Origin of the sequence: Maribacter vaceletii (assembly GCF_003634105.1) — a bacterium.
Classification (GTDB): domain Bacteria; phylum Bacteroidota; class Bacteroidia; order Flavobacteriales; family Flavobacteriaceae; genus Maribacter_B; species Maribacter_B vaceletii.
Window position 1 is genome coordinate 26,619 of sequence record NZ_RBIQ01000011.1, and the last position, 18,165, is coordinate 44,783.

18 protein-coding genes are annotated in these 18,165 nt (G+C 31.7%); 10 read left to right on the forward strand and 8 right to left on the reverse strand.

Features of this window, described 5'->3' with window-relative positions:
• Positions 1-2: 2 nt before the first annotated feature.
• The 6 genes from CLV91_RS14235 to CLV91_RS14260 all read left to right on the forward strand — a co-directional run bounded on the left by CLV91_RS14235 (position 3) and on the right by CLV91_RS14260 (position 6,639).
• Positions 3-1,610 (forward strand): pyruvate dehydrogenase complex dihydrolipoamide acetyltransferase, encoded by a 1,608-nt coding sequence (locus CLV91_RS14235; RefSeq protein ID WP_121068900.1) that lies wholly within the window; start codon positions 3-5, stop codon positions 1,608-1,610.
• Between the two features lie 85 nt (positions 1,611-1,695).
• On the forward strand, positions 1,696-2,712 hold the full coding sequence (locus CLV91_RS14240) for a M28 family metallopeptidase (RefSeq protein ID WP_121069039.1): 1,017 nt from the start codon (positions 1,696-1,698) through the stop codon (positions 2,710-2,712).
• Between the two features lies 1 nt (position 2,713).
• The gene (locus CLV91_RS14245) at positions 2,714-3,394 is read left to right on the forward strand and encodes an SDR family NAD(P)-dependent oxidoreductase (protein WP_121068901.1); all 681 of its coding nucleotides are present in this window, start codon (positions 2,714-2,716) and stop codon (positions 3,392-3,394) included.
• An 82-nt stretch (positions 3,395-3,476) separates the two neighbouring features.
• Positions 3,477-4,079 carry a SprT-like domain-containing protein gene (locus tag CLV91_RS14250; protein WP_121068902.1) on the forward strand — a complete coding sequence of 201 codons (603 nt, stop codon included), beginning with the start codon at positions 3,477-3,479 and terminating at the stop codon, positions 4,077-4,079.
• Position 4,080: 1 nt separating this feature from the next.
• Entirely contained in the window at positions 4,081-5,160 is a 1,080-nt protein-coding gene (locus CLV91_RS14255) for a mannose-1-phosphate guanylyltransferase (protein WP_121068903.1), read from the forward strand.
• Positions 5,161-5,175: 15 nt separating this feature from the next.
• The gene (locus CLV91_RS14260; protein ID WP_245987197.1) at positions 5,176-6,639 is read left to right on the forward strand and encodes a DUF389 domain-containing protein; all 1,464 of its coding nucleotides are present in this window, start codon (positions 5,176-5,178) and stop codon (positions 6,637-6,639) included.
• Here CLV91_RS14260 and CLV91_RS14265 read toward each other — a convergent pair.
• Together CLV91_RS14265 and CLV91_RS14270 are read right to left on the reverse strand one after the other, a co-directional pair.
• Positions 6,636-7,403 (reverse strand): ABC transporter ATP-binding protein, encoded by a 768-nt coding sequence (locus CLV91_RS14265; protein WP_121068905.1) that lies wholly within the window; start codon positions 7,401-7,403, stop codon positions 6,636-6,638. The genes CLV91_RS14260 and CLV91_RS14265 overlap by 4 nt on opposite strands.
• Positions 7,403-8,140: an MlaE family ABC transporter permease gene (locus tag CLV91_RS14270; RefSeq protein WP_121068906.1), complete on the reverse strand. Its 738-nt coding sequence runs from the start codon at positions 8,138-8,140 to the stop codon at positions 7,403-7,405. Before CLV91_RS14270 ends, CLV91_RS14265 begins: the two co-directional genes overlap by 1 nt.
• A 113-nt stretch (positions 8,141-8,253) precedes the next feature.
• Between CLV91_RS14270 and pafA the strand changes: the two genes are divergently transcribed.
• Both pafA and murI read left to right on the forward strand, forming a co-directional pair.
• Positions 8,254-9,924: an alkaline phosphatase PafA gene (gene pafA / locus CLV91_RS14275; protein ID WP_121068907.1), complete on the forward strand. Its 1,671-nt coding sequence runs from the start codon at positions 8,254-8,256 to the stop codon at positions 9,922-9,924.
• Between the two features lie 8 nt (positions 9,925-9,932).
• Complete coding sequence (murI, locus tag CLV91_RS14280; protein WP_121068908.1) at positions 9,933-10,721, forward strand: glutamate racemase; 789 nt, start codon at positions 9,933-9,935, stop codon at positions 10,719-10,721.
• Here murI and CLV91_RS14285 read toward each other — a convergent pair.
• Positions 10,710-11,585, reverse strand: coding sequence for a dihydrofolate reductase (locus CLV91_RS14285; protein ID WP_121068909.1), 876 nt, complete (start codon positions 11,583-11,585; stop codon positions 10,710-10,712). The two genes, murI and CLV91_RS14285, sit on opposite strands and share 12 nt — an antisense overlap.
• Before the next feature lie 54 nt (positions 11,586-11,639).
• On the opposite strand from CLV91_RS14285, the gene CLV91_RS14290 reads away from it, so the two are divergent.
• Together CLV91_RS14290 and CLV91_RS14295 are read left to right on the forward strand one after the other, a co-directional pair.
• Complete coding sequence (locus CLV91_RS14290) at positions 11,640-12,725, forward strand: aminotransferase class V-fold PLP-dependent enzyme (RefSeq protein WP_121068910.1); 1,086 nt, start codon at positions 11,640-11,642, stop codon at positions 12,723-12,725.
• Positions 12,726-12,872: 147 nt separating this feature from the next.
• Entirely contained in the window at positions 12,873-13,169 is a 297-nt protein-coding gene (locus CLV91_RS14295) for an isoamylase early set domain-containing protein (RefSeq protein ID WP_121068911.1), read from the forward strand.
• Positions 13,170-13,236: 67 nt separating this feature from the next.
• Here CLV91_RS14295 and CLV91_RS14300 read toward each other — a convergent pair whose 3' ends face one another.
• The 5 genes from CLV91_RS14300 to CLV91_RS14320 form a co-directional block, all read right to left on the reverse strand.
• Positions 13,237-13,518: a DUF427 domain-containing protein gene (locus CLV91_RS14300; protein ID WP_121068912.1), complete on the reverse strand. Its 282-nt coding sequence runs from the start codon at positions 13,516-13,518 to the stop codon at positions 13,237-13,239.
• Positions 13,519-13,523: 5 nt separating this feature from the next.
• A complete protein-coding gene (gene egtD / locus CLV91_RS14305) occupies positions 13,524-14,495 on the reverse strand; it encodes an L-histidine N(alpha)-methyltransferase (RefSeq protein WP_121068913.1) in 972 nt (323 codons plus the stop codon).
• 16 nt (positions 14,496-14,511) lie between these two features.
• Positions 14,512-15,672 carry an ergothioneine biosynthesis protein EgtB gene (egtB, locus tag CLV91_RS14310; RefSeq protein ID WP_121068914.1) on the reverse strand — a complete coding sequence of 387 codons (1,161 nt, stop codon included), beginning with the start codon at positions 15,670-15,672 and terminating at the stop codon, positions 14,512-14,514.
• A gap of 90 nt (positions 15,673-15,762) precedes the next feature.
• Positions 15,763-16,587 carry a thymidylate synthase gene (locus CLV91_RS14315; RefSeq protein ID WP_121068915.1) on the reverse strand — a complete coding sequence of 275 codons (825 nt, stop codon included), beginning with the start codon at positions 16,585-16,587 and terminating at the stop codon, positions 15,763-15,765.
• 115 nt (positions 16,588-16,702) lie between these two features.
• Positions 16,703-18,154: a NupC/NupG family nucleoside CNT transporter gene (locus tag CLV91_RS14320; protein ID WP_121068916.1), complete on the reverse strand. Its 1,452-nt coding sequence runs from the start codon at positions 18,152-18,154 to the stop codon at positions 16,703-16,705.
• Positions 18,155-18,165: the final 11 nt, after the last annotated feature.

The following is an 18,165-nucleotide window of genomic DNA, read 5'->3' on the forward strand; positions in this document are numbered from 1 at the left end:
AAATGGCAATAGTAATTAATATGCCTCGCCTCAGTGATACAATGGAGGAAGGTACAGTGGCCAAATGGCTTAAGAATGTTGGAGATAAAGTAGAAGAAGGCGATATCCTAGCAGAAATAGAAACGGATAAAGCTACAATGGAGTTTGAGTCTTTTAACGAAGGTACATTACTTCATATAGGAATTGCCGAAGGTGATGGTGCTCCAGTAGATACCTTATTAGCTATTATAGGGGAAGAAGGAGAAGATATTTCTGGGTTATTGAACGGTGGAGGAGAAACAGAAGTTGCTGCTAAAACTGTTGAGGAGGAAGTTTCTGTAGAAGAGACACCAGCCGCTACATCTACAGAAATTCCTGAAGGAGTTGTAATCGTAAACATGCCAAGACTTAGCGATACCATGGAAGAAGGTACAGTTGCTTCATGGTTAAAAAATGTTGGAGATAAAGTAGAAGAAGGGGATATCTTAGCAGAGATAGAAACGGATAAAGCTACTATGGAATTTGAGTCTTTTAATGAAGGAACTCTTTTGCATATCGGCGTTGCCGAAGGAGAAGGTGCTCCAGTAGATACTTTACTTGCTATAATTGGCCCAGCAGGGACAAATGTAGATGGTTTATTAAATGGCGCTCCTGTGGCTCCTGCTCCTAAAGCAGAAGCTAAAGAAGAAAAAGCTGTTGCTAATAAAGAAGTTGCTCCAGCAAAAGAAACGCAATCTGTAAATGATGGAGGAAGAGTTTTTGCTTCGCCATTAGCTAAAAAAATAGCAAAGGATAAAGGAATTAACTTAACTGAAGTTAAAGGTTCTGGAGATCAAGGAAGAATAGTTAAAAAAGATGTAGAAGAATTTACTCCTTCTAAATCTACTTCAGTTGCGCCAGCTGCTGCTGTAACCGCAAGTGCTACTCCTATTATTTTACCAGTAGGAGAAGAAAGCTCTGAAGAAGTTAAAAACTCTTCTATGCGTAAAACTATTGCAAAAGTTTTAGTAAATTCTAAAACATCTGCACCGCATTTCTATTTAACAATAGAAGTAGACATGGATAATGCGAAAGCATCTAGAGTACAAATAAATAGTTTACCAGATACAAAAGTTTCTTTTAATGATTTAGTTGTAAAAGCTTGTGCAATGGCATTGCAAAAACATCCACAAGTAAATACTTCATGGAATGGAGATACTACAAGATATAATAAACATATTAGTGTAGGTGTTGCTGTTGCAGTAGATGAAGGTTTAGTTGTTCCAGTTTTAAAGTTTACAGATCAAATGAGTTTATCTCAAATAGGTGCTTCTGTAAAAGAATTGGCAGGTAAAGCAAGAAACAAAAAGTTAACTCCATCAGAAATGGAAGGAAGTACTTTTACGGTTTCTAACTTAGGTATGTTTGGAATTACAGAATTTACATCTATTATAAATCAACCAAATTCAGCAATTTTATCTGTAGGTGCTATTGTGCAAAAGCCAGTAGTTAAAAACGGAGAAATAGTTGTAGGTAATACAATGAAAGTTACTTTGGCTTGTGATCATAGAACCGTAGATGGTGCTGTAGGAGCTCAATTCTTAATGACGTTGAGGTCTTATTTAGAAAATCCAGTAACTATGTTAGCATAAATTCTGCTAGAATAGAAATTAGTATAAAAAAGCATTCAGATTTATCTGAATGCTTTTTTTATCTTTATTATTTAAAATAAAAAGTATGTATAGAATTATTAACGTATTCTTTTTAGTTCTTTTTTTTAGTTGTGGTACTACAAAATTAAAAGAAACGAATTCCTCAACTATTAAAACCAATACGGTTTTAAAAGAAGAAGAAAGTGTAAAAGAGGTAAACGTGTTGCCTATTTCGAATAATATATTTTCTACTTCTGATGATGTTTCAAGAATAATGTCTTTTTTAGCTTCAGATGATTTGCAAGGAAGGGATTCTGGAAGTGAAGGCATAGAAAAAGCAGCTGTTTTTATAGAAAAGGAATTTAAAAAAAATGGACTAACACCTTATTTTTCGACTTATAGAGATACTATTTCTAATTTTAAAAAACCGGCATTTAATGTTGTAGGTTTAATAGAAGGTAATGATCCAGAGTTAAAAAAGGAATTTCTTATAATAGGGGCGCATTATGATCATATTGGGCAATTACCTGGGACTACAGATGTAATTGCGAATGGTGCTAATGATAATGCTTCTGGAACCACAACAGTTATGGAAATTGCTCGTTATTTTGGCAAAACAAAGAAAAATAAACGTAGTATTTTATTTGTTTTATTTACAGCTGAGGAAAAAGGTTTATTAGGTTCCAAGCATTTGGCTAAAAAGCTAAAACAGGAAAACTTTAATTTATATACCATGTTAAATTATGAAATGGTAGGAGTGCCTTTAATAGGAAAAGATTACTTAATGTATGTTACTGGTTACGAATCTTCTAATTTGGCAGATATAGGAAATGCCTATGCAAATGAAAAAATAATAGGTTTTTTACCAAAAGCAAAGGAGTTTGGTTTGTTTAAGAGATCAGATAATTACCCTTTTCATCAAGAATTTAATGTGCCTTCACAAACTTTTTGCACTTTCGATTTTACTAATTTTAATCATTACCATAATGTAGGAGATGAAAATGAGTTAATGGATTTTGAGCATATGGCAAATATCATAAATAAATCTATTCCAATGATTGAGGCTATTGTGAATTCTACTACTAAAGAAATAAAATATTAAAATGGCAAATGTTATAATAACAGGAACTAGTCGTGGTATAGGGTTTGAGCTTGCAAAACTTTTTGCAAATGATGGGCATAATGTTTTAGCATTATCACGAAATAGTAAATCAATTAATGATTTAAACAATAAACAAATAACTGCCATTCCTTTTGATTTAAATAGAAAAGAAGATTATACAGTAGTAAAAGAATTCTTAAGTAAAAATTGGAAGACTGTAGATGTTTTAATTAATAATGCAGGAGCTTTATTAAATAGGCCTTTTTTAGAAATTTCTACAGAGGAATTTATTAATGTATACAAAGTAAATGTTTTTGGTGTTGCAGAAATAACCAAAACAGTACTACCTTTTCTTAAAAAAGAAGGACATGTTTTAACTATAAGTTCTATGGGAGGGGTACAAGGGAGTGTTAAGTTTCCAGGTTTATCTGCTTATAGCTCTAGTAAAGGAGCAGTAATTACATTAACAGAGCTTTGGGCAGAAGAATTTAAAGAAACAGGCCCATCTTTTAATGTTTTAGCATTAGGGGCGGTACAAACAGAAATGCTAGAAGAAGCCTTTCCTGGTTATGAAGCACCAACAACAGCTTTAGAAATGGCAAAATACATAAAAGATTTTTCTTTAAATGGACAAAAATTTTACAATGGTAAAATGCTTCAAGTTTCTAATAGCACGCCATAGGTATATCCTTTTAAGATTACCTTTACTTTAAATTATGCTAATAATTTAATTTTTAATCTTATTATATATTATTTTTGATATAATGGAAAGTACACTCGTAAAATATTTGCCAGAGAGGGCTGTAGCCTTGTGTACGGAACTTATCAAGACTAACGAAGTTCATTTAAAAATAGTTAATGAGCGAGTTACAAGACATGGGGATTATAGAAGATTATCAAGCGGTCAACATCAAATTACCGTAAATGTTAATCTTAATAAATATCGTTTTTTAATTACACTTGTTCATGAAATAGCCCATTTGGTTGCTTTTGAGAAATATGGTAGAGCTATTAAACCGCATGGATTAGAGTGGAAAAAAACCTTTCAATATTTAATGTTACCATTTATTAGGCCTGAAATTTTTCCTTCAGCATTATTGCCATTAATTGCAAAACATTTTAAAAATCCTAAGGCAAGTAGTAGCACAGATGCTAGTTTGTCTATAGCCTTAAAAAGGTACGATACACAACAATCAGAAAATTCCTACGTTTTTGAAATACCTATTGGAAGTATTTTTAGAATTTATAATGGTAAATTATACAAAAAAGGAAATAGGAGAGTTAAAAGAATAGAGTGTATTGAGATTGCTACAGGAAGAATGTTTCTTTTTCAGCCCAATGCAGAAGTAGAATTAATAAAAGATTAAAATGAATAAGAATTATTATGCCGTATTAATGGCAGGAGGAGTTGGATCTCGTTTTTGGCCTATAAGCACATCAGAATATCCAAAACAATTTCATGATATGTTAGGTACTGGAACTACGTTAATTCAAAAAACGTTTCAGAGATTAAATAAATTTGTGCCTACAGAAAATATTCTTATTCTAACGAATGCTAGGTATAATGATTTGGTTTTGGAGCAATTGCCAATGGTTTCTCAAGAGCAAGTGGTTCTGGAGCCTGCTATGCGTAATACTGCACCATGTATTTTATACGCTTCTTTAAAAATTCAGAAAATGAACCCTAATGGTGTAATGATTGTTGCGCCAAGTGATCATTGGATAGAAGATGAAGATGCTTTTGCAAAAGATGTTACGGCGTGTTTTGAAAAATGTGAAAAAGAAGAAGCTCTTTGTACTTTGGGTATTAAACCTAGTTTTCCTAATACTGGATTTGGTTATATAGAGTATAATAAAGAGAGTACTACAGAAATTAAAGAAGTAAATCAATTTAGAGAAAAACCAGATTACGAAACTGCAAAAGATTTCTTAGCACAGGGGAATTTCTTGTGGAATGCAGGTATTTTTATGTGGAGTGTTTCTACTATTGTAAATGCATTTAAGAACTTTCAGCCTAGTCAGTATGCTTTATTTGAAAAAGGTATACCGGTTTATAATACACCTACAGAGCAGGAGTTTATAAATGAAAATTATCCAAAGGCAGAAAATATATCTATAGATTATGCTATTTTAGAACAATCTAAAGCTATTTATGTTTTACCCGCAACTTTTGATTGGAATGATCTAGGTACTTGGGGTTCTTTATATGATAAATTAGATAAAGATTCAGAAAACAACGCAGTTGTAAATAGTAAAGTCATAGTAGAAGATGCACAAGGAAACATGATCCGCTCTCCAAAAGGGAAAATTGTTGTGGTTGACGGTTTAAATGATTATATTATTGTGGATAAAGAAGAAGTTCTTTTAATTTACCCAAAAACTAAAGAGCAAGACATTAAAAAGGTTCTTGGTAAAGTTAAAGATACTTACGGCGAAGAGTATGCTTAATTAAGAGTGGAAAATTTGGATAAAGAGAATTTAGAAAACCCAGTAGAAGAGGTTAGCAGTAAGGAAGTAAAAAAAGACTTTCAAGGGCTTTTAGGTAGTGTAAAACAGTTTTTAAGAGAATTGTTAGATATTCGTCAGAATACAGATTTAGATGCTACCAAAGAAGCTATTATTGCTGATATTCCTTTTAAGGGGCATACTTCTTGGATTCTTATTTGTTCTATTTTTATAGCCTCTATTGGTTTAAATGCAAACTCTACAGCTGTTGTAATTGGAGCCATGTTAATATCTCCGCTTATGGGGCCTATTTTAGGTATAGGTATGTCTTTAGCAATAAACGACATAGATACATTACGAAGGTCTTTAAAGAATTTTACAGTAATGGTTGTTCTTAGTATACTTACAGCCTATTTATTTTTTGTTTTATTTCCTTTAAGAGATGAGTCATCAGAGTTATTAGCACGTACTGCTCCGGATATTAGAGATGTTCTTATCGCTTTTTTTGGTGGTTTGGCATTGGTAATTGCACGTGCTAAAAAAGGTACCATGGCTTCGGTTATTTTTGGTGTTGCTATTGCTACAGCCTTAATGCCCCCATTGTGTACTGTTGGTTTTGGTTTAGCAATAAATAATTACCAATATGCTGCTGGTGCAATGTATTTGTTTTGTATAAACACCATTTTTATTGCTTTGGCAACATTTTTAGTATTAAAATTATTGCGTTTTCCAATGGTACGTTATGTAAATTCTCAAAAGAGAAGGCGTATTGCTAGAATAGCTTCTTTAGTTGCAATTTTAGTAATGATACCTGCAGGTATAACTTTTTGGGATGCATTACAAGAATCACTTTTTAAGAAACAAGCTCAGAATTTTATTTCTGAAAAAGTAGCGCCATACCAATTCTCTGGCTCAGGTAGGTTTATGGAAGATTTTACAGATATTGAGTTTAATGGCGGAAAGGAACCATTTATTGAGTTGGTTTTCATGGGTAATGAAACTATTCCTGATAATGTTATTGCCACTTGGAATAAGCAAAAGAACGAAGCTGAAGGGTTCTCAAGATTAAGAGATGCTGAGTTACAAATTATTCAAGGTTCCCAGAGTGAGCAAGGAAACCAATTGAAGTATGTAGAAGAATTGTATACATCTCAAAAAAATGAACTCTTAGGTAAAGATGAAAAAATTAAGTTATTAGAATCGGAACTAAAAAGACTTAATAAGCTAAATGCTAAGCAAATTCCTTTTCAGGAGATTAGCGCAGAAGCAGAAACTAACTATGATAATTTGGAGTATTTAGCATTTTCAAATGCAATACGAACAGATTTTAAAAAGTTAGATACGGTATCTGTTTTTGAGGCTAAGTGGAAAAGAAATGCTAAAAGAGTTACAATTGTAAAAGAATCAAAAAAACTTCATAATTGGCTTAAAATACGATTAAAAGATAGTACCATTCTTTTAACCGAAATAATTCAAGATTAATTTTTCTCTTCAATATACATTTGCCTTACTTTTTTAAATAAATCAGAAGAATAAACAAAATCTGTTACAGCTTTATTATCAGTTTTAAAGATTTCATGTTTAGTGCCTTCCCATTCTTTAAGGCCATTTTTTAAAAATATTATTTTTTCCCCAATCTGCATAACAGAGTTCATGTCGTGGGTATTAATAACGGTAGTAATGTTATATTCTTCGGTTATTTCTTTAATAAGATTATCTATAATAATAGAAGTTCTAGGGTCTAATCCAGAGTTAGGTTCATCACAGAATAAATATTTAGGATTCATAACTATAGCTCTTGCTATTGCTACTCTCTTTTGCATACCTCCAGATATCTCGGAAGGGTATTTATGATGCGCATCAATAAGATTAACTCTTTTTAAAACAATATCTACACGATCCTGCATTTCAGACTTAGACTGTTTGGTAAACATTTCTAATGGAAACATAACATTACCAGCTACGGTCATAGAATCAAACAATGCGCTACCTTGGAAAACCATTCCCATTTCTTGTCTTAAATTTCGTTTTTCGTCTGGGGTTAAATCTTTATAAATTTTACCATCATAAGAAATAGAACCTTCTTCTGGCATAAAAAGCCCTAATAAACATTTAAGAAAAACAGTTTTCCCAGAACCACTTTGTCCAATAATTAGGTTAGTTTTTCCATTTTCAAACTGTGTTTCTACACCTTTTAAAATATGGGTGCCATCAAAAGATTTGTGAATATTGTTTACGTGTATCATTATCCTAAAAGAAGTTGTGTTAGTATATAGTTGATAATGATAATTACAACACTAGTCCAAACAAAGGATGTAGTACTTGCTTTACCAACTTCTAGAGCGCCGCCTTTCATGTAAAATCCGTGGTAGGATGGTATTGTTGCTAAAACAAAGGCAAATACTATTGTTTTTAAAAAGGAGTAAGTTATATGAAAAGGAATAAAATCTAATTGTACCCCTTCAATAAAATCTGCACTGGTACTGAAACCTCCAAAAACTCCTGCAAACCAACCTCCAAAAATACCCACATACATGGCAATTGCGATTATAAAAGGATATAGCATTAATGCTACAATTTTAGGAAAAACTAAATAATTTAAAGCATTAACACCCATAACCTCCAAAGCATCAATCTGCTCAGTTACTCGCATGGTTCCTATACTAGAGGTTATATAAGACCCTACTTTACCTGCCATAATTATAGAGCAAAAAGTAGGAGCAAATTCTAATATTATAGATTGCCTTGTAGCAAAACCAACTAAATTTTTTGGGATTAATTCACTAGTAATATTTAAAGCTGTTTGTATGGCAACAACACCTCCAATAAAGAAAGATATAAATATTAATATACCAAGAGAGCCATAAATAAGTTCGTCAATCTCTTTGAGAATCAGGGACTTCATTATGCTCCATTTGGTAGGTTTTTTAAAAACCTCCTTAATCATTATTGCATAGCTACCAATTGATGCTAAATAATTCATTTAATAAATATAAATTTCTTTATGTAAAAATAACAATAATGACTGTCATTTAACTTGCATTTAATTTTTTTGAGAAGGATTTTATTTACTTTTACCTATTCAATTTACAACGTATGCATTTTAAAAATATTAGAACATTTATAGTATTGCTTGTTTTTGCAAGTATTTTAACTAATAGTTACGCACAAAAAAAGAGAAACAAAGAAGCAATAAAAAAGGAGATGAGTTCTCCAAAACTAGTAGTTGGTATTGTTGTGGATCAAATGCGTTACGATTACCTAACTCGGTTTTCTAGTAAGTTTAAAGAGGGTGGTTTTAATAGACTACTAAATGATGGGTTTAATTGCAAAAATAATCACTTTAATTATGCGCCAACTTATACTGGTCCGGGCCATGCATCTATATACACAGGTGCAACACCTGCAACACATGGTATAATTGCAAATGATTGGTATGATAAAGAGCTAGGTAGAATGGTGTATTGCGCATCAGATACAACGTATGCTTCTGTGGGGACTGCTTCAGATGCAGAAAGAATGTCTCCGCATAGAATGCGAGTTACTACAATTACTGATCAGTTACGTTTACACACACAAATGAGAGGAAAAACGATAGCCATAGCTCTAAAAGATAGAGGGGCAGTTATGCCAGGAGGGCATACAGCTAATGGGGCATATTGGTTTTATGGAAAAAATGAAGGAAACTGGATTACAAGTTCTTTTTATATGAATTCTTTACCCAAATGGGTAACAAGTTTTAATAGTTCTAGAAAGGTAGATTCATATAAGAAAGAATGGAACACACTAAACAATATAACTACATATATAGAAAGTGGCTTAGATAATACAGCTTACGAAGGTCTTTTTGAAGGAGAGGTTACGCCCACTTTTCCTCATAATATTCCAGCTTTGTGGGATGCTAATAATGGGTATGATATTTTAAAGCATACACCATTTGGTAATAGTTTAACGGCAGATTTTGCCATTGCAGCTTTAGATGGAGAAAATTTAGGAAAAGATGCTATTACCGATTTTTTAGCAATAAGTTTTTCTAGTACAGATTATATAGGACATAAATTTGGTGTAAATTCTAAAGAAATAGAAGATACTTACCTAAGATTAGACCAAGACTTAGCAAGAGTTTTTAATGCATTAGATAAGAAAGTAGGAAAAGGAGAATATACTTTGTTTTTAACTGCAGACCATGCTGCGATACATGTTCCTGGGTATTTAAAAGATAATAAAATACCAGCAGGATATGCAGAATTTAAAAGCCTAAAATCTAAATTAAATGAGTTTTTAAAGTATGCCTATGGAACAACAGATATAGTAAAGAATTTTTCTAATTTTCAACTTTTTTTAGACCATAAGATTATTAAAAATCTAGAATTAGAAGTTAGTGTTGTACAAGAAACAATTGCTAAGGAAATTTTAAAGTATAAGGTTGTAAATAGGGTGTATACGGCAGAACAAATGTGGAGTCAGCAATACACTAGAGGTATACCTTACATATTGCAAAATGGGTACAATCAAAAACGGTCTGGAGATGTATTGTTTGTTTTAGCACCAGGTGTAATAAGTTATGGAAAAACAGGTTCTTCACATGGATCCCCACAAATATATGACACCCATGCGCCATTACTATTTTATGGAAAAGGTATTAAGAAAGGGAATACAGTAATTAGAACTGAAATTCCAGATATAGCACCTACTATTGCTACTTTGTTGGGTATTGCTTTTCCAAACGGAACTACAGGAAAACCAATTGTACCTGTTTTAAATTAGTTGTAATTATGAGTAGAATGCCTATAGGTATATTTGATTCTGGTGTAGGAGGGACTTCTATCTGGAAAGAAATTGAATCTTTACTTCCTAATGAGGACATAATATATTTGGCAGATAGTAAGAACGCTCCCTATGGTAAAAAGTCTAAAGAAGAAATTTTAAAGCTTAGTATAAAAAATACAGAGTATTTATTAGAAAGAGGATGTAAATTAATTGTAGTTGCTTGTAATACTGCTACAACAAATGCCATAGATTATTTAAGGAAAAATTATAAGGTCCCATTTATAGGAATAGAGCCAGCTATAAAACCTGCAGCATTACAATCAGAATCTAAAATAGTTGGTATTTTGGCTACAAAAGGCACATTGTCTAGTAGCTTATTTCATAGTACATCAGAAAACCATGCAAGTGGTATAAAAATTATAGAAAGAGAAGGGGAGGGTTTAGTGCCACTTATTGAAAAAGGAGAATTGCAAAGTGTAGAATTAAAAAAATTACTACATAGATATTTGCAGCCTATGTTAAAAGAAGGTATAGATTATTTAGTTTTAGGGTGCACCCATTACCCTTACTTAATACCTTTAATTAAAGAAATAGTGCCAGAAAAAGTAAAAATAATAGACTCTGGTGAGGCTGTTGCAAAACAGACAAAAGCTATTTTAGAGAAAAATAAAATAGTAAACCCTTCTGTAATAAAAGGAGAGCATACCCTTTATAGTAATGTAGATAGTAATGTTTTAAAGTGTTTGGCCGTAAAAGAAGGTGTTACTACAAAAGTATCTTTTTTAGACTTTTAGATACGTTAAATACGTGAAAGCATATTTGTGTTTTTCATCAATAGGATGGTATTTTTCTTCACTTAGTTTCCAATTATTATTGTCAATTTCAGGAAAAAAAGTATCTGCATCAAAAGAAGCATGTACTCTTGTTAGTTCAATTTTATTAGAAAACTTTTCGGCTTGTTTGTAAATTTCGCCACCTCCAATAATAAAACAATCTTCTTTAGCAACTAATTTCAGAGCATTTTCAATGCTATGTACTACAACGCAACTTGGATGTTCTACAATGTAGTTATGTTCTCTAGTAATAATTATATGCGTTCTATTTGGTAGTGGTTTAGGAAAACTTTCAAAAGTTTTTCTTCCCATAATAATTTTATGTCCAGTGGTTAAAGCTTTAAACCTTTTAAAGTCATCTGGTAAGTGCCATAATAAATCGTTGTCTTTTCCTAGCGCATTATTTTCTGCTGCTGCGGCTATCATTGTTATGTTATACACTACTCTTTTTTTATTAATATTGTTTAAAGGAAATTCTGTTTCAATTTCTTTCTGGATTTCTAAGATTCTTTTTTTCTGTTTAGCCACTAATTTTTCTCTTTGTTCACGTTCCCAATCTTTCCCCATAAATTTTTGAGTAAAAAGAACATTAAAAACATGTATTACAAACAAGAAGCCCCAAAAGGTAATACCCCAAATAAACCAATTGTACTCTACACCGTATTTAAGAATTTTATTAATTAGGATAAGAAACACACTGCCAATTAGAAAAATAACAAAGTGAACGTATAAGCGTTTTTTTTGCTTAATACGAGTTTGTGCATTTTCTAGTAATTCATGTTGCTCTGTATCTAATAGAGATGTTTTTTTATTCTTGGAAAACATAGCAATACTTATCTTTACTTCAAAGATAAAGTAATTACTAAATAAGTTTGCAAGATGAATAAAGTTAGAAGCAATTTTCCGGTATTAAGACAATATATCTATGCTAATACAGCAGCTTTTGGATTGTTTTCTGATGATTTATTAGATTGGAGGCAGGAACATGACCTAGACTTTTTATTGAAAGGAAGTGCAATGCGAACGGAAGGACTTAAAATAATAGAAGAAACTAGAGAGTCTGTAGCATCATTATTTCATTGCAAAAGTGATGATGTGGCTTTAGTTCCTAATTTCTCTTTAGGAATAAATATGGTTTTAAATAGTTTAAAGGAAGGCTCTAAAATAGCTTTATTAGGGAATGATTATCCGTCTGTAAAATGGCCATTTGAAACACGTTCTTTTAAAACTTTTGAAATTCCTATAACAGTACAATTAGAAGAAGATATAGAAAATCTTATAGCAAAAGAAAATATTGATGTTTTAGCTTTAAGTATTGTACAGTGGTTAAATGGTGTTAAGATTGATTTAGATTTTTTAAAAAAACTAAAAAAAGAAAATCCGGAGCTATTAATTATTGCAGATGGAACTCAATTTTGTGGAACTTCAGATTTTAATTTTCAAGAATCAGGAATAGATATTTTAGGAGCAAGTGCTTACAAATGGCTTTTGTCTGGTTATGGGAATGGTTTTTTCCTATTTAATGAGGCTGTAAAAGAGAAGCTTACAATTCCTATAATTGGCTTTTCTTCTGCAGATGCAGATGAAGAAAAAAAAGATAGTATTTCGTTTGTAAAACATTTTGAGCCTGGTCATTTATCCTGTGCTGCTTTTGGAAGCTTAAATTTTTCTATTAAATACCTGAAGAGTATTGGGATAGGTAAAATTGAAAATCAAATTAAAACTTTAGCAGCTAAAGCAACATTAGAATTTTCTAAATTAGGTTTGTTAAATGAGGTAGTTGTTCAAAGAAAAAACCATAGCACTATATTTAACATAAAAGGGGATAGTAAACTATTTAATTACTTAACAGAAAATGATATAATCTGTTCTCAAAGAGGAGATGGAATTAGGTTAAGTTTCCATTTTTATAATACAGAAAAGGATATAGAAGACATCGTAAAGATTATAAAATCAGTTATTTAGTTGTTACAATTACTAAAAAAACATCTTTTTTTTATGATAGTTTCGTAAATAGCATCTGTTTATTATTAAATTGACAATAATTTATTAATCCTTGTTAATGAGAGAGTTATTATATTAGTTTTGCCCTATATTTTAATTTAATATGTTATGGCAGTAGTAAAAAAGTATTTAAAATCTAAACCAGTTTGTAAGGTTACTTTTACAGTACCGGCAACTGAGGCAAAAAAAGTAGAAGTTGTAGGAGATTTCAATAATTGGAAACCTAAAGGAGCAACATTAAAGAAACTTAAGAATGGAACTTTTAAAGGTACTTTTGATTTACCTAAAGAGAATTCTTTTGAATATAAGTATATAATAGATGGTGCTTACGTAAATGAGGCAGAAGCTGATCGTTACCAATGGAACGATTTTGCAGGTTCTGAAAATGCAGTATTAGAACTATAATAGTTTGTAAATAATTATAGCCAGCCTATGGTTGTACATAGGTTGGCTTTTTAGTTTACAGACGTACTTATTCTTTTACTTCTACACCTTTCCAGAAGGCAACTCTGCCTTTAATTGTTCTGGCTAATTCACTTACCTCAGGATAATACCAAGCAGCATCCACATTTTCTTTTCCGCCTACATTTAGCGTGTAATACGAAGCTAGTCCTTTCCAAGGGCAAGTAGTATGTGTGTCGCTTTCTTTAAAATATTTTTTTTTAATACTTTCAGAAGGAAAATAGTGATTGTTTTCAATAACAACTGTATTGTCACTTTCTGCTATAATTGTATTATTCCAAATTGCTTTCATAGGATTTATTTTTTCTTGAAAATATAGTTTTTGTAATAATTCTTTTGGTCGCTAAATTCTGTTTCAATAGTTAAGCCTGCATTTTTTGCTAACATTTGCACAGTATGTTCATCATATTTTTGAGAAATTTCTGTATGTATAGTTTCCCATGCATTAAAATTAATTTTTAACTCTAATTTTTCTATTAAAACTTCTTGGTCAATTGTAGAAACTAAATAGCTTTTTGCGGTTCCAGTTTCTGGATTATAGGTTTCCCAATGTTTAAAAGCTTCTAAATTAAAATTAGCATGTAAAGAAGTATTAATTCTTGTTAAAATATTTTTATTAAAAGCAGCAGTAATACCTGTTTGGTCATTATAAGCATCTAGAATAGTTTGCGGATTTTTCTTTAAATCAAAACCAACAAATAGTAAATCATCAGGGTTCATGTATTGGGTAATGGAACTAAGAAATTCTATTGCATCACTGTGTTCCATGTTTCCTATATTGGAGCCTAAAAAAAGAATAATTTTTCTAGAGTTACTAGGGACTTCAATATTTTTAAGTGCATTAAAATAAGTTCCTTGTCTCTTGTTTACCTTTATTTTAGGAAATTCTTCATTAATAGAGCTACCTAATTGATCTAAAGCATTTTGACTAATATCTATAGGTTGATACACAAAATCTACATTAGAATTAGATAAATGTTCTAGTAGAATTTTTGTTTTTTTTCCATCGCCAGCTCCTAGTTCAATTAAGTTAAAAGATTGACTGTCTCTTTGGAATAAAGAAGAAATCTGTTCTTTGTATTTTGAAAGAATATCATACTCACTATCTGTTAAGTAATATTCTGGCATTGCCATTATTTCTTGGAATAGTTTATCTCCTTTAGTATCGTAAAAATATTTTGAAGATAAATGTTTAGGGTAATCTGTTAGGCCATTATAAATGTCCTCTTCAAAAGTGGTTTTAAAAAGTACGGTGGTTTTTTCTTGCATAATTATTAGGTCGTAATTATTTGGCTAACCTTAACCCGGTATATTGCCATCTTAAATTTGTTTGAAAAAAATTACGGTATGTAGGTCTTGTATGTTGCGTTGGAGTGGCAATAGAACCTCCTCTTAATACTTTTTGGTTCACCATAAATTTCCCATTATATTCCCCTAGAGCACCATCTGCTTTTGCGTATCCAGGATAAGGTAAATAAGCGCTTTCTGTCCATTCCCATCTATCTCCCCAAGAGAATTTATTTTGCGCTATTTCCCATTCAAATTCGGTTGGTAGTCTTAGTTTTTTAAATTGAGCATATGCAAAAGCTTCAAAATATGAAATATGTGTAACTGGAGCATTTAAATCTATTTCTTGTAGTCCATTTAAAGTATAATAATGCCATTTACCATCTATATTATGCCAATATAATGGAGATGTAATGTTATTATTTTTTACCCAATCCCATCCTTCTGCATGCCAATAGTTATGGTTGGTATAGCCACCATTTTCTATAAAAGCAATATATTCTTTATTGGTAACTAGTTTGTTAGCTATTTGGTAAGGCTGTAAGTATATTTTATGTCTACCTAATTCATTATCATAACAAAACTCATCTGTATGGTGACCAATTTCATAAACTCCTTCTTCTATAGTTATCCATTCATGCATGTGGGTTTCTGGGGAATGTTCTTTTATGGTATTGTTATATGCAGGAAGTAGCGGGTTATTTCCTAAGATAAATTTAATATCGGTTATGAGTAATTCTTGATGCTGTTTTTCATGGTGAATACCAATTTCTAACAGATTTTCTAATTCTAGACTGTTATTTTTTGCTATTACTTCTTTTAATGCGTTAGTAACATAATCTCTGTATTCGTATATTTTTTGAACAGATGGTCTAGATAAATTACCTCTATTAGAGCGTATTACTCGTTTGCCAACGGTTTCATAGTAGCTATTAAAAACAAAGGAGAAATCATCACTAAATAAGGTGTAGTTTGTAAGATGTTTTTTTAAAATAAATTCCTCAAAAAACCAAGTAGTATGTCCTAAATGCCATTTGGGAGGAGAAACGTCTTCTATAGGTTGTACAACATAATCTTCTAGCTCCAAGGGGTTACATATATCTTGCGTATGCTGTCTAGTCTGTATAAATTGTAGTAATAAAGATTCTATACGGGTCATTAAAACTATTTTCCTTTAAAGATAAGGATTATGTAAAAGACAAAAATTGCTAAAAATGTTTGGAATAGTTTAAACTATGTTTTTGTTATTTTAAATAGCTACAATACCTTTAATATGGGGGTGAGGGTTATAGTCGGTCAAGGTGAAATCCTCAAAATTAAAATCGAAAATATCTTTAATTTCTGGGTTTAATGTCATTTTTGGTAGGGCTCTTGGCTCTCTACTCAATTGTAATTCTACTTGCTCCATATGGTTGTTATAAATATGGGCATCGCCAAAGGTGTGTATAAACTCCCCGGCTTCGTAACCGCATACTTGAGCCATCATCGTGGTAAACAAGGCATAAGATGCAATATTAAAAGGAACACCAAGAAAAATATCGGCACTACGTTGGTATAATTGGCAAGATAATTTACCATCAGCAACATAAAATTGAAAAAATGCATGACAAGGAGGTAGGGCTGCTTTACCGTTAGCAACATTCTCGGAAAAAGATTTAGAAGTATCTGGTAGTACGCTAGGGTTCCATGCAGAAACTAACATTCTTCTGCTATTAGGGTTGGTCTTTAGAGAATGAATAACTTCTTTAATTTGGTCTATTTCATCGCTATTCCAATTACGCCATTGGTGACCGTAAACAGGACCTAGGTCTCCGTTCTCGTCTGCCCACTCGTTCCAAATACGAACGCCATTTTCTTGTAGGTACTTTATATTAGTATCTCCTTTTAAAAACCAAAGCAACTCATACACGATAGATTTTAAATGCAATTTTTTGGTGGTAACCATAGGGAAACCTTCGCTGAGGTCAAATCGCATTTGATGTCCAAAAACACTAACAGTTCCGGTGCCAGTACGGTCTCCTTTTTGGTTTCCTGTTTCTAAGACGTGTTTTAGTAAATCGTGATATTGTTTCATAAAATGTATTGCTTAATAATGGTAAAAATAGAAAAAGAATTTGGGGCGCAACAAAGAGAAAATTAATAATTATCCATTAATTATTAACTACTAATTTTTAGTTAGTAAAAGGTAGTTATCCAAGAATCATTCCAGCAATAGTAGCAGATAGTAAAGAAGCTAAAGAACCACCTAGAACGGCTTTCATTCCAAATTCTGAAAGCGTTTTTCTTTGTCCAGGAGCAAGAGAGCCAATACCTCCTATTTGTATTCCTATAGATGCGAAATTTGCAAAACCACAAAGCATATAAGTCGCCATTATAATGGATTTATTATAAGTAAAATGGGTGGCATTAGCCATATTTTTAAGTTCTGCTAATTGTATGTAACCAATAAATTCACTTGCAGCTAATTTTATGCCTAATAATTGTCCCATGAGCATTATATCCTCATTAGCAACACCTATTAGCCACATTAAAGGGGCAAAAATGGTTCCTAAAATAGCTTCTAAAGAAAATTTTTCATAGCTAGTATTATTAGCAATCCAACTGTTTAAGTGGGTTATGTCTCCAGTCCATTCTAATATACCATTAATCATGGCAATAAAAGCAACAAAAACTAAAAGCATAGCGCCTACATTAACGGCTAACTTTAAACCTTCGGTTGTTCCGTTTGCAATGGCATCTAATATATTTGCACCTATTTTTTCTGTAGATACAGTTACATTAGTATCTATTTCTTCGGTTTGTGGGTATAAAATTTTTGAAACTACAATAGCACCAGGAGCAGCCATTACAGATGCTGCTAGTAAATGTTTAGCAAATTGTAAACGTAAGGCAGGGTCATCTCCACCTAAAAATCCTATATAAGCAGCTAAAACAGCACCAGCAACAGTTGCCATACCACCAATCATAACTAATAAGATTTCGGATTTTGTCATTTTCTCTAAGTACGCTTTTATAAGCAAAGGGGCTTCCGTTTGACCTAAGAAAATATTACCTGCAACAGAAAGACTTTCTGGGCCAGATATTCCTAAGGTTTTAGATAAAAGTAAGGCAAGTGCTTTTACCACTTTTTGTATAACTCCTAAATAAAATAATAAAGAGGTTAGTGCAGAAAAAAAGATAATTGTAGGGAGTACTTGAAAGGCAAAAATAAAACCAAAGGTGTCCATATCTACTACTAAACCTTCAAATAAAAATTGGCTTCCAGCTCTGGTAAAATCTAATATACTAACAAAAATGTTTCCTAATCCTTCAAATATTTTTTGAATAAAAGGAACTTTTAATACTCCAATAGCAATTAATAATTGTATCCCTAAACCTATACCAACAGTTTTCCAGTTAATTGCTTTTTTATTAGAACTAAATAAAAAAGAGATAGCGATTATAACTAGCATTCCTAAAATGCCTCTCCATAAACTATGTATAGAAAACCCTGCATTAGGAACTATTGTTGGTGTTGTAGCCGCAATATCATTTACAATAGTAGTATTGCTTATTATGGTATCTTGTACTGTGGTGTCTTGAGCATAAGAAGAAATGCCAAGTATAAAAAATATAAAAATTACCCAAGGCAAGTTTTTCATGCAAACTATTT

Excerpts from the sequence above, each read along its gene's own strand:
- egtD (WP_121068913.1), bottom strand. The coding sequence starts at position 14,495 with ATGCAAGAAAAAACCACCGTACTTTTTAAAACCACTTTTGAAGAGGAC.
- CLV91_RS14270 (WP_121068906.1), bottom strand. The coding sequence starts at position 8,140 with ATGAATTATTTAGCATCAATTGGTAGCTATGCAATAATGATTAAGGAG.
- CLV91_RS14245 (WP_121068901.1), top strand. The coding sequence starts at position 2,714 with ATGGCAAATGTTATAATAACAGGAACTAGTCGTGGTATAGGGTTTGAG.
- CLV91_RS14255 (WP_121068903.1), top strand. The coding sequence starts at position 4,081 with ATGAATAAGAATTATTATGCCGTATTAATGGCAGGAGGAGTTGGATCT.
- CLV91_RS14250 (WP_121068902.1), top strand. The coding sequence starts at position 3,477 with ATGGAAAGTACACTCGTAAAATATTTGCCAGAGAGGGCTGTAGCCTTG.
- CLV91_RS14295 (WP_121068911.1), top strand. The coding sequence starts at position 12,873 with ATGGCAGTAGTAAAAAAGTATTTAAAATCTAAACCAGTTTGTAAGGTT.
- CLV91_RS14300 (WP_121068912.1), bottom strand. The coding sequence starts at position 13,518 with ATGAAAGCAATTTGGAATAATACAATTATAGCAGAAAGTGACAATACA.
- pafA (WP_121068907.1), top strand. The coding sequence starts at position 8,254 with ATGCATTTTAAAAATATTAGAACATTTATAGTATTGCTTGTTTTTGCA.
- CLV91_RS14320 (WP_121068916.1), bottom strand. The coding sequence starts at position 18,154 with ATGAAAAACTTGCCTTGGGTAATTTTTATATTTTTTATACTTGGCATT.
- egtB (WP_121068914.1), bottom strand. The coding sequence starts at position 15,672 with ATGACCCGTATAGAATCTTTATTACTACAATTTATACAGACTAGACAG.
- CLV91_RS14290 (WP_121068910.1), top strand. The coding sequence starts at position 11,640 with ATGAATAAAGTTAGAAGCAATTTTCCGGTATTAAGACAATATATCTAT.
- CLV91_RS14235 (WP_121068900.1), top strand. The coding sequence starts at position 3 with ATGGCAATAGTAATTAATATGCCTCGCCTCAGTGATACAATGGAGGAA.
- CLV91_RS14240 (WP_121069039.1), top strand. The coding sequence starts at position 1,696 with ATGTATAGAATTATTAACGTATTCTTTTTAGTTCTTTTTTTTAGTTGT.
- CLV91_RS14315 (WP_121068915.1), bottom strand. The coding sequence starts at position 16,587 with ATGAAACAATATCACGATTTACTAAAACACGTCTTAGAAACAGGAAAC.
- murI (WP_121068908.1), top strand. The coding sequence starts at position 9,933 with ATGAGTAGAATGCCTATAGGTATATTTGATTCTGGTGTAGGAGGGACT.
- CLV91_RS14285 (WP_121068909.1), bottom strand. The coding sequence starts at position 11,585 with ATGTTTTCCAAGAATAAAAAAACATCTCTATTAGATACAGAGCAACAT.
- CLV91_RS14265 (WP_121068905.1), bottom strand. The coding sequence starts at position 7,403 with ATGATACACGTAAACAATATTCACAAATCTTTTGATGGCACCCATATT.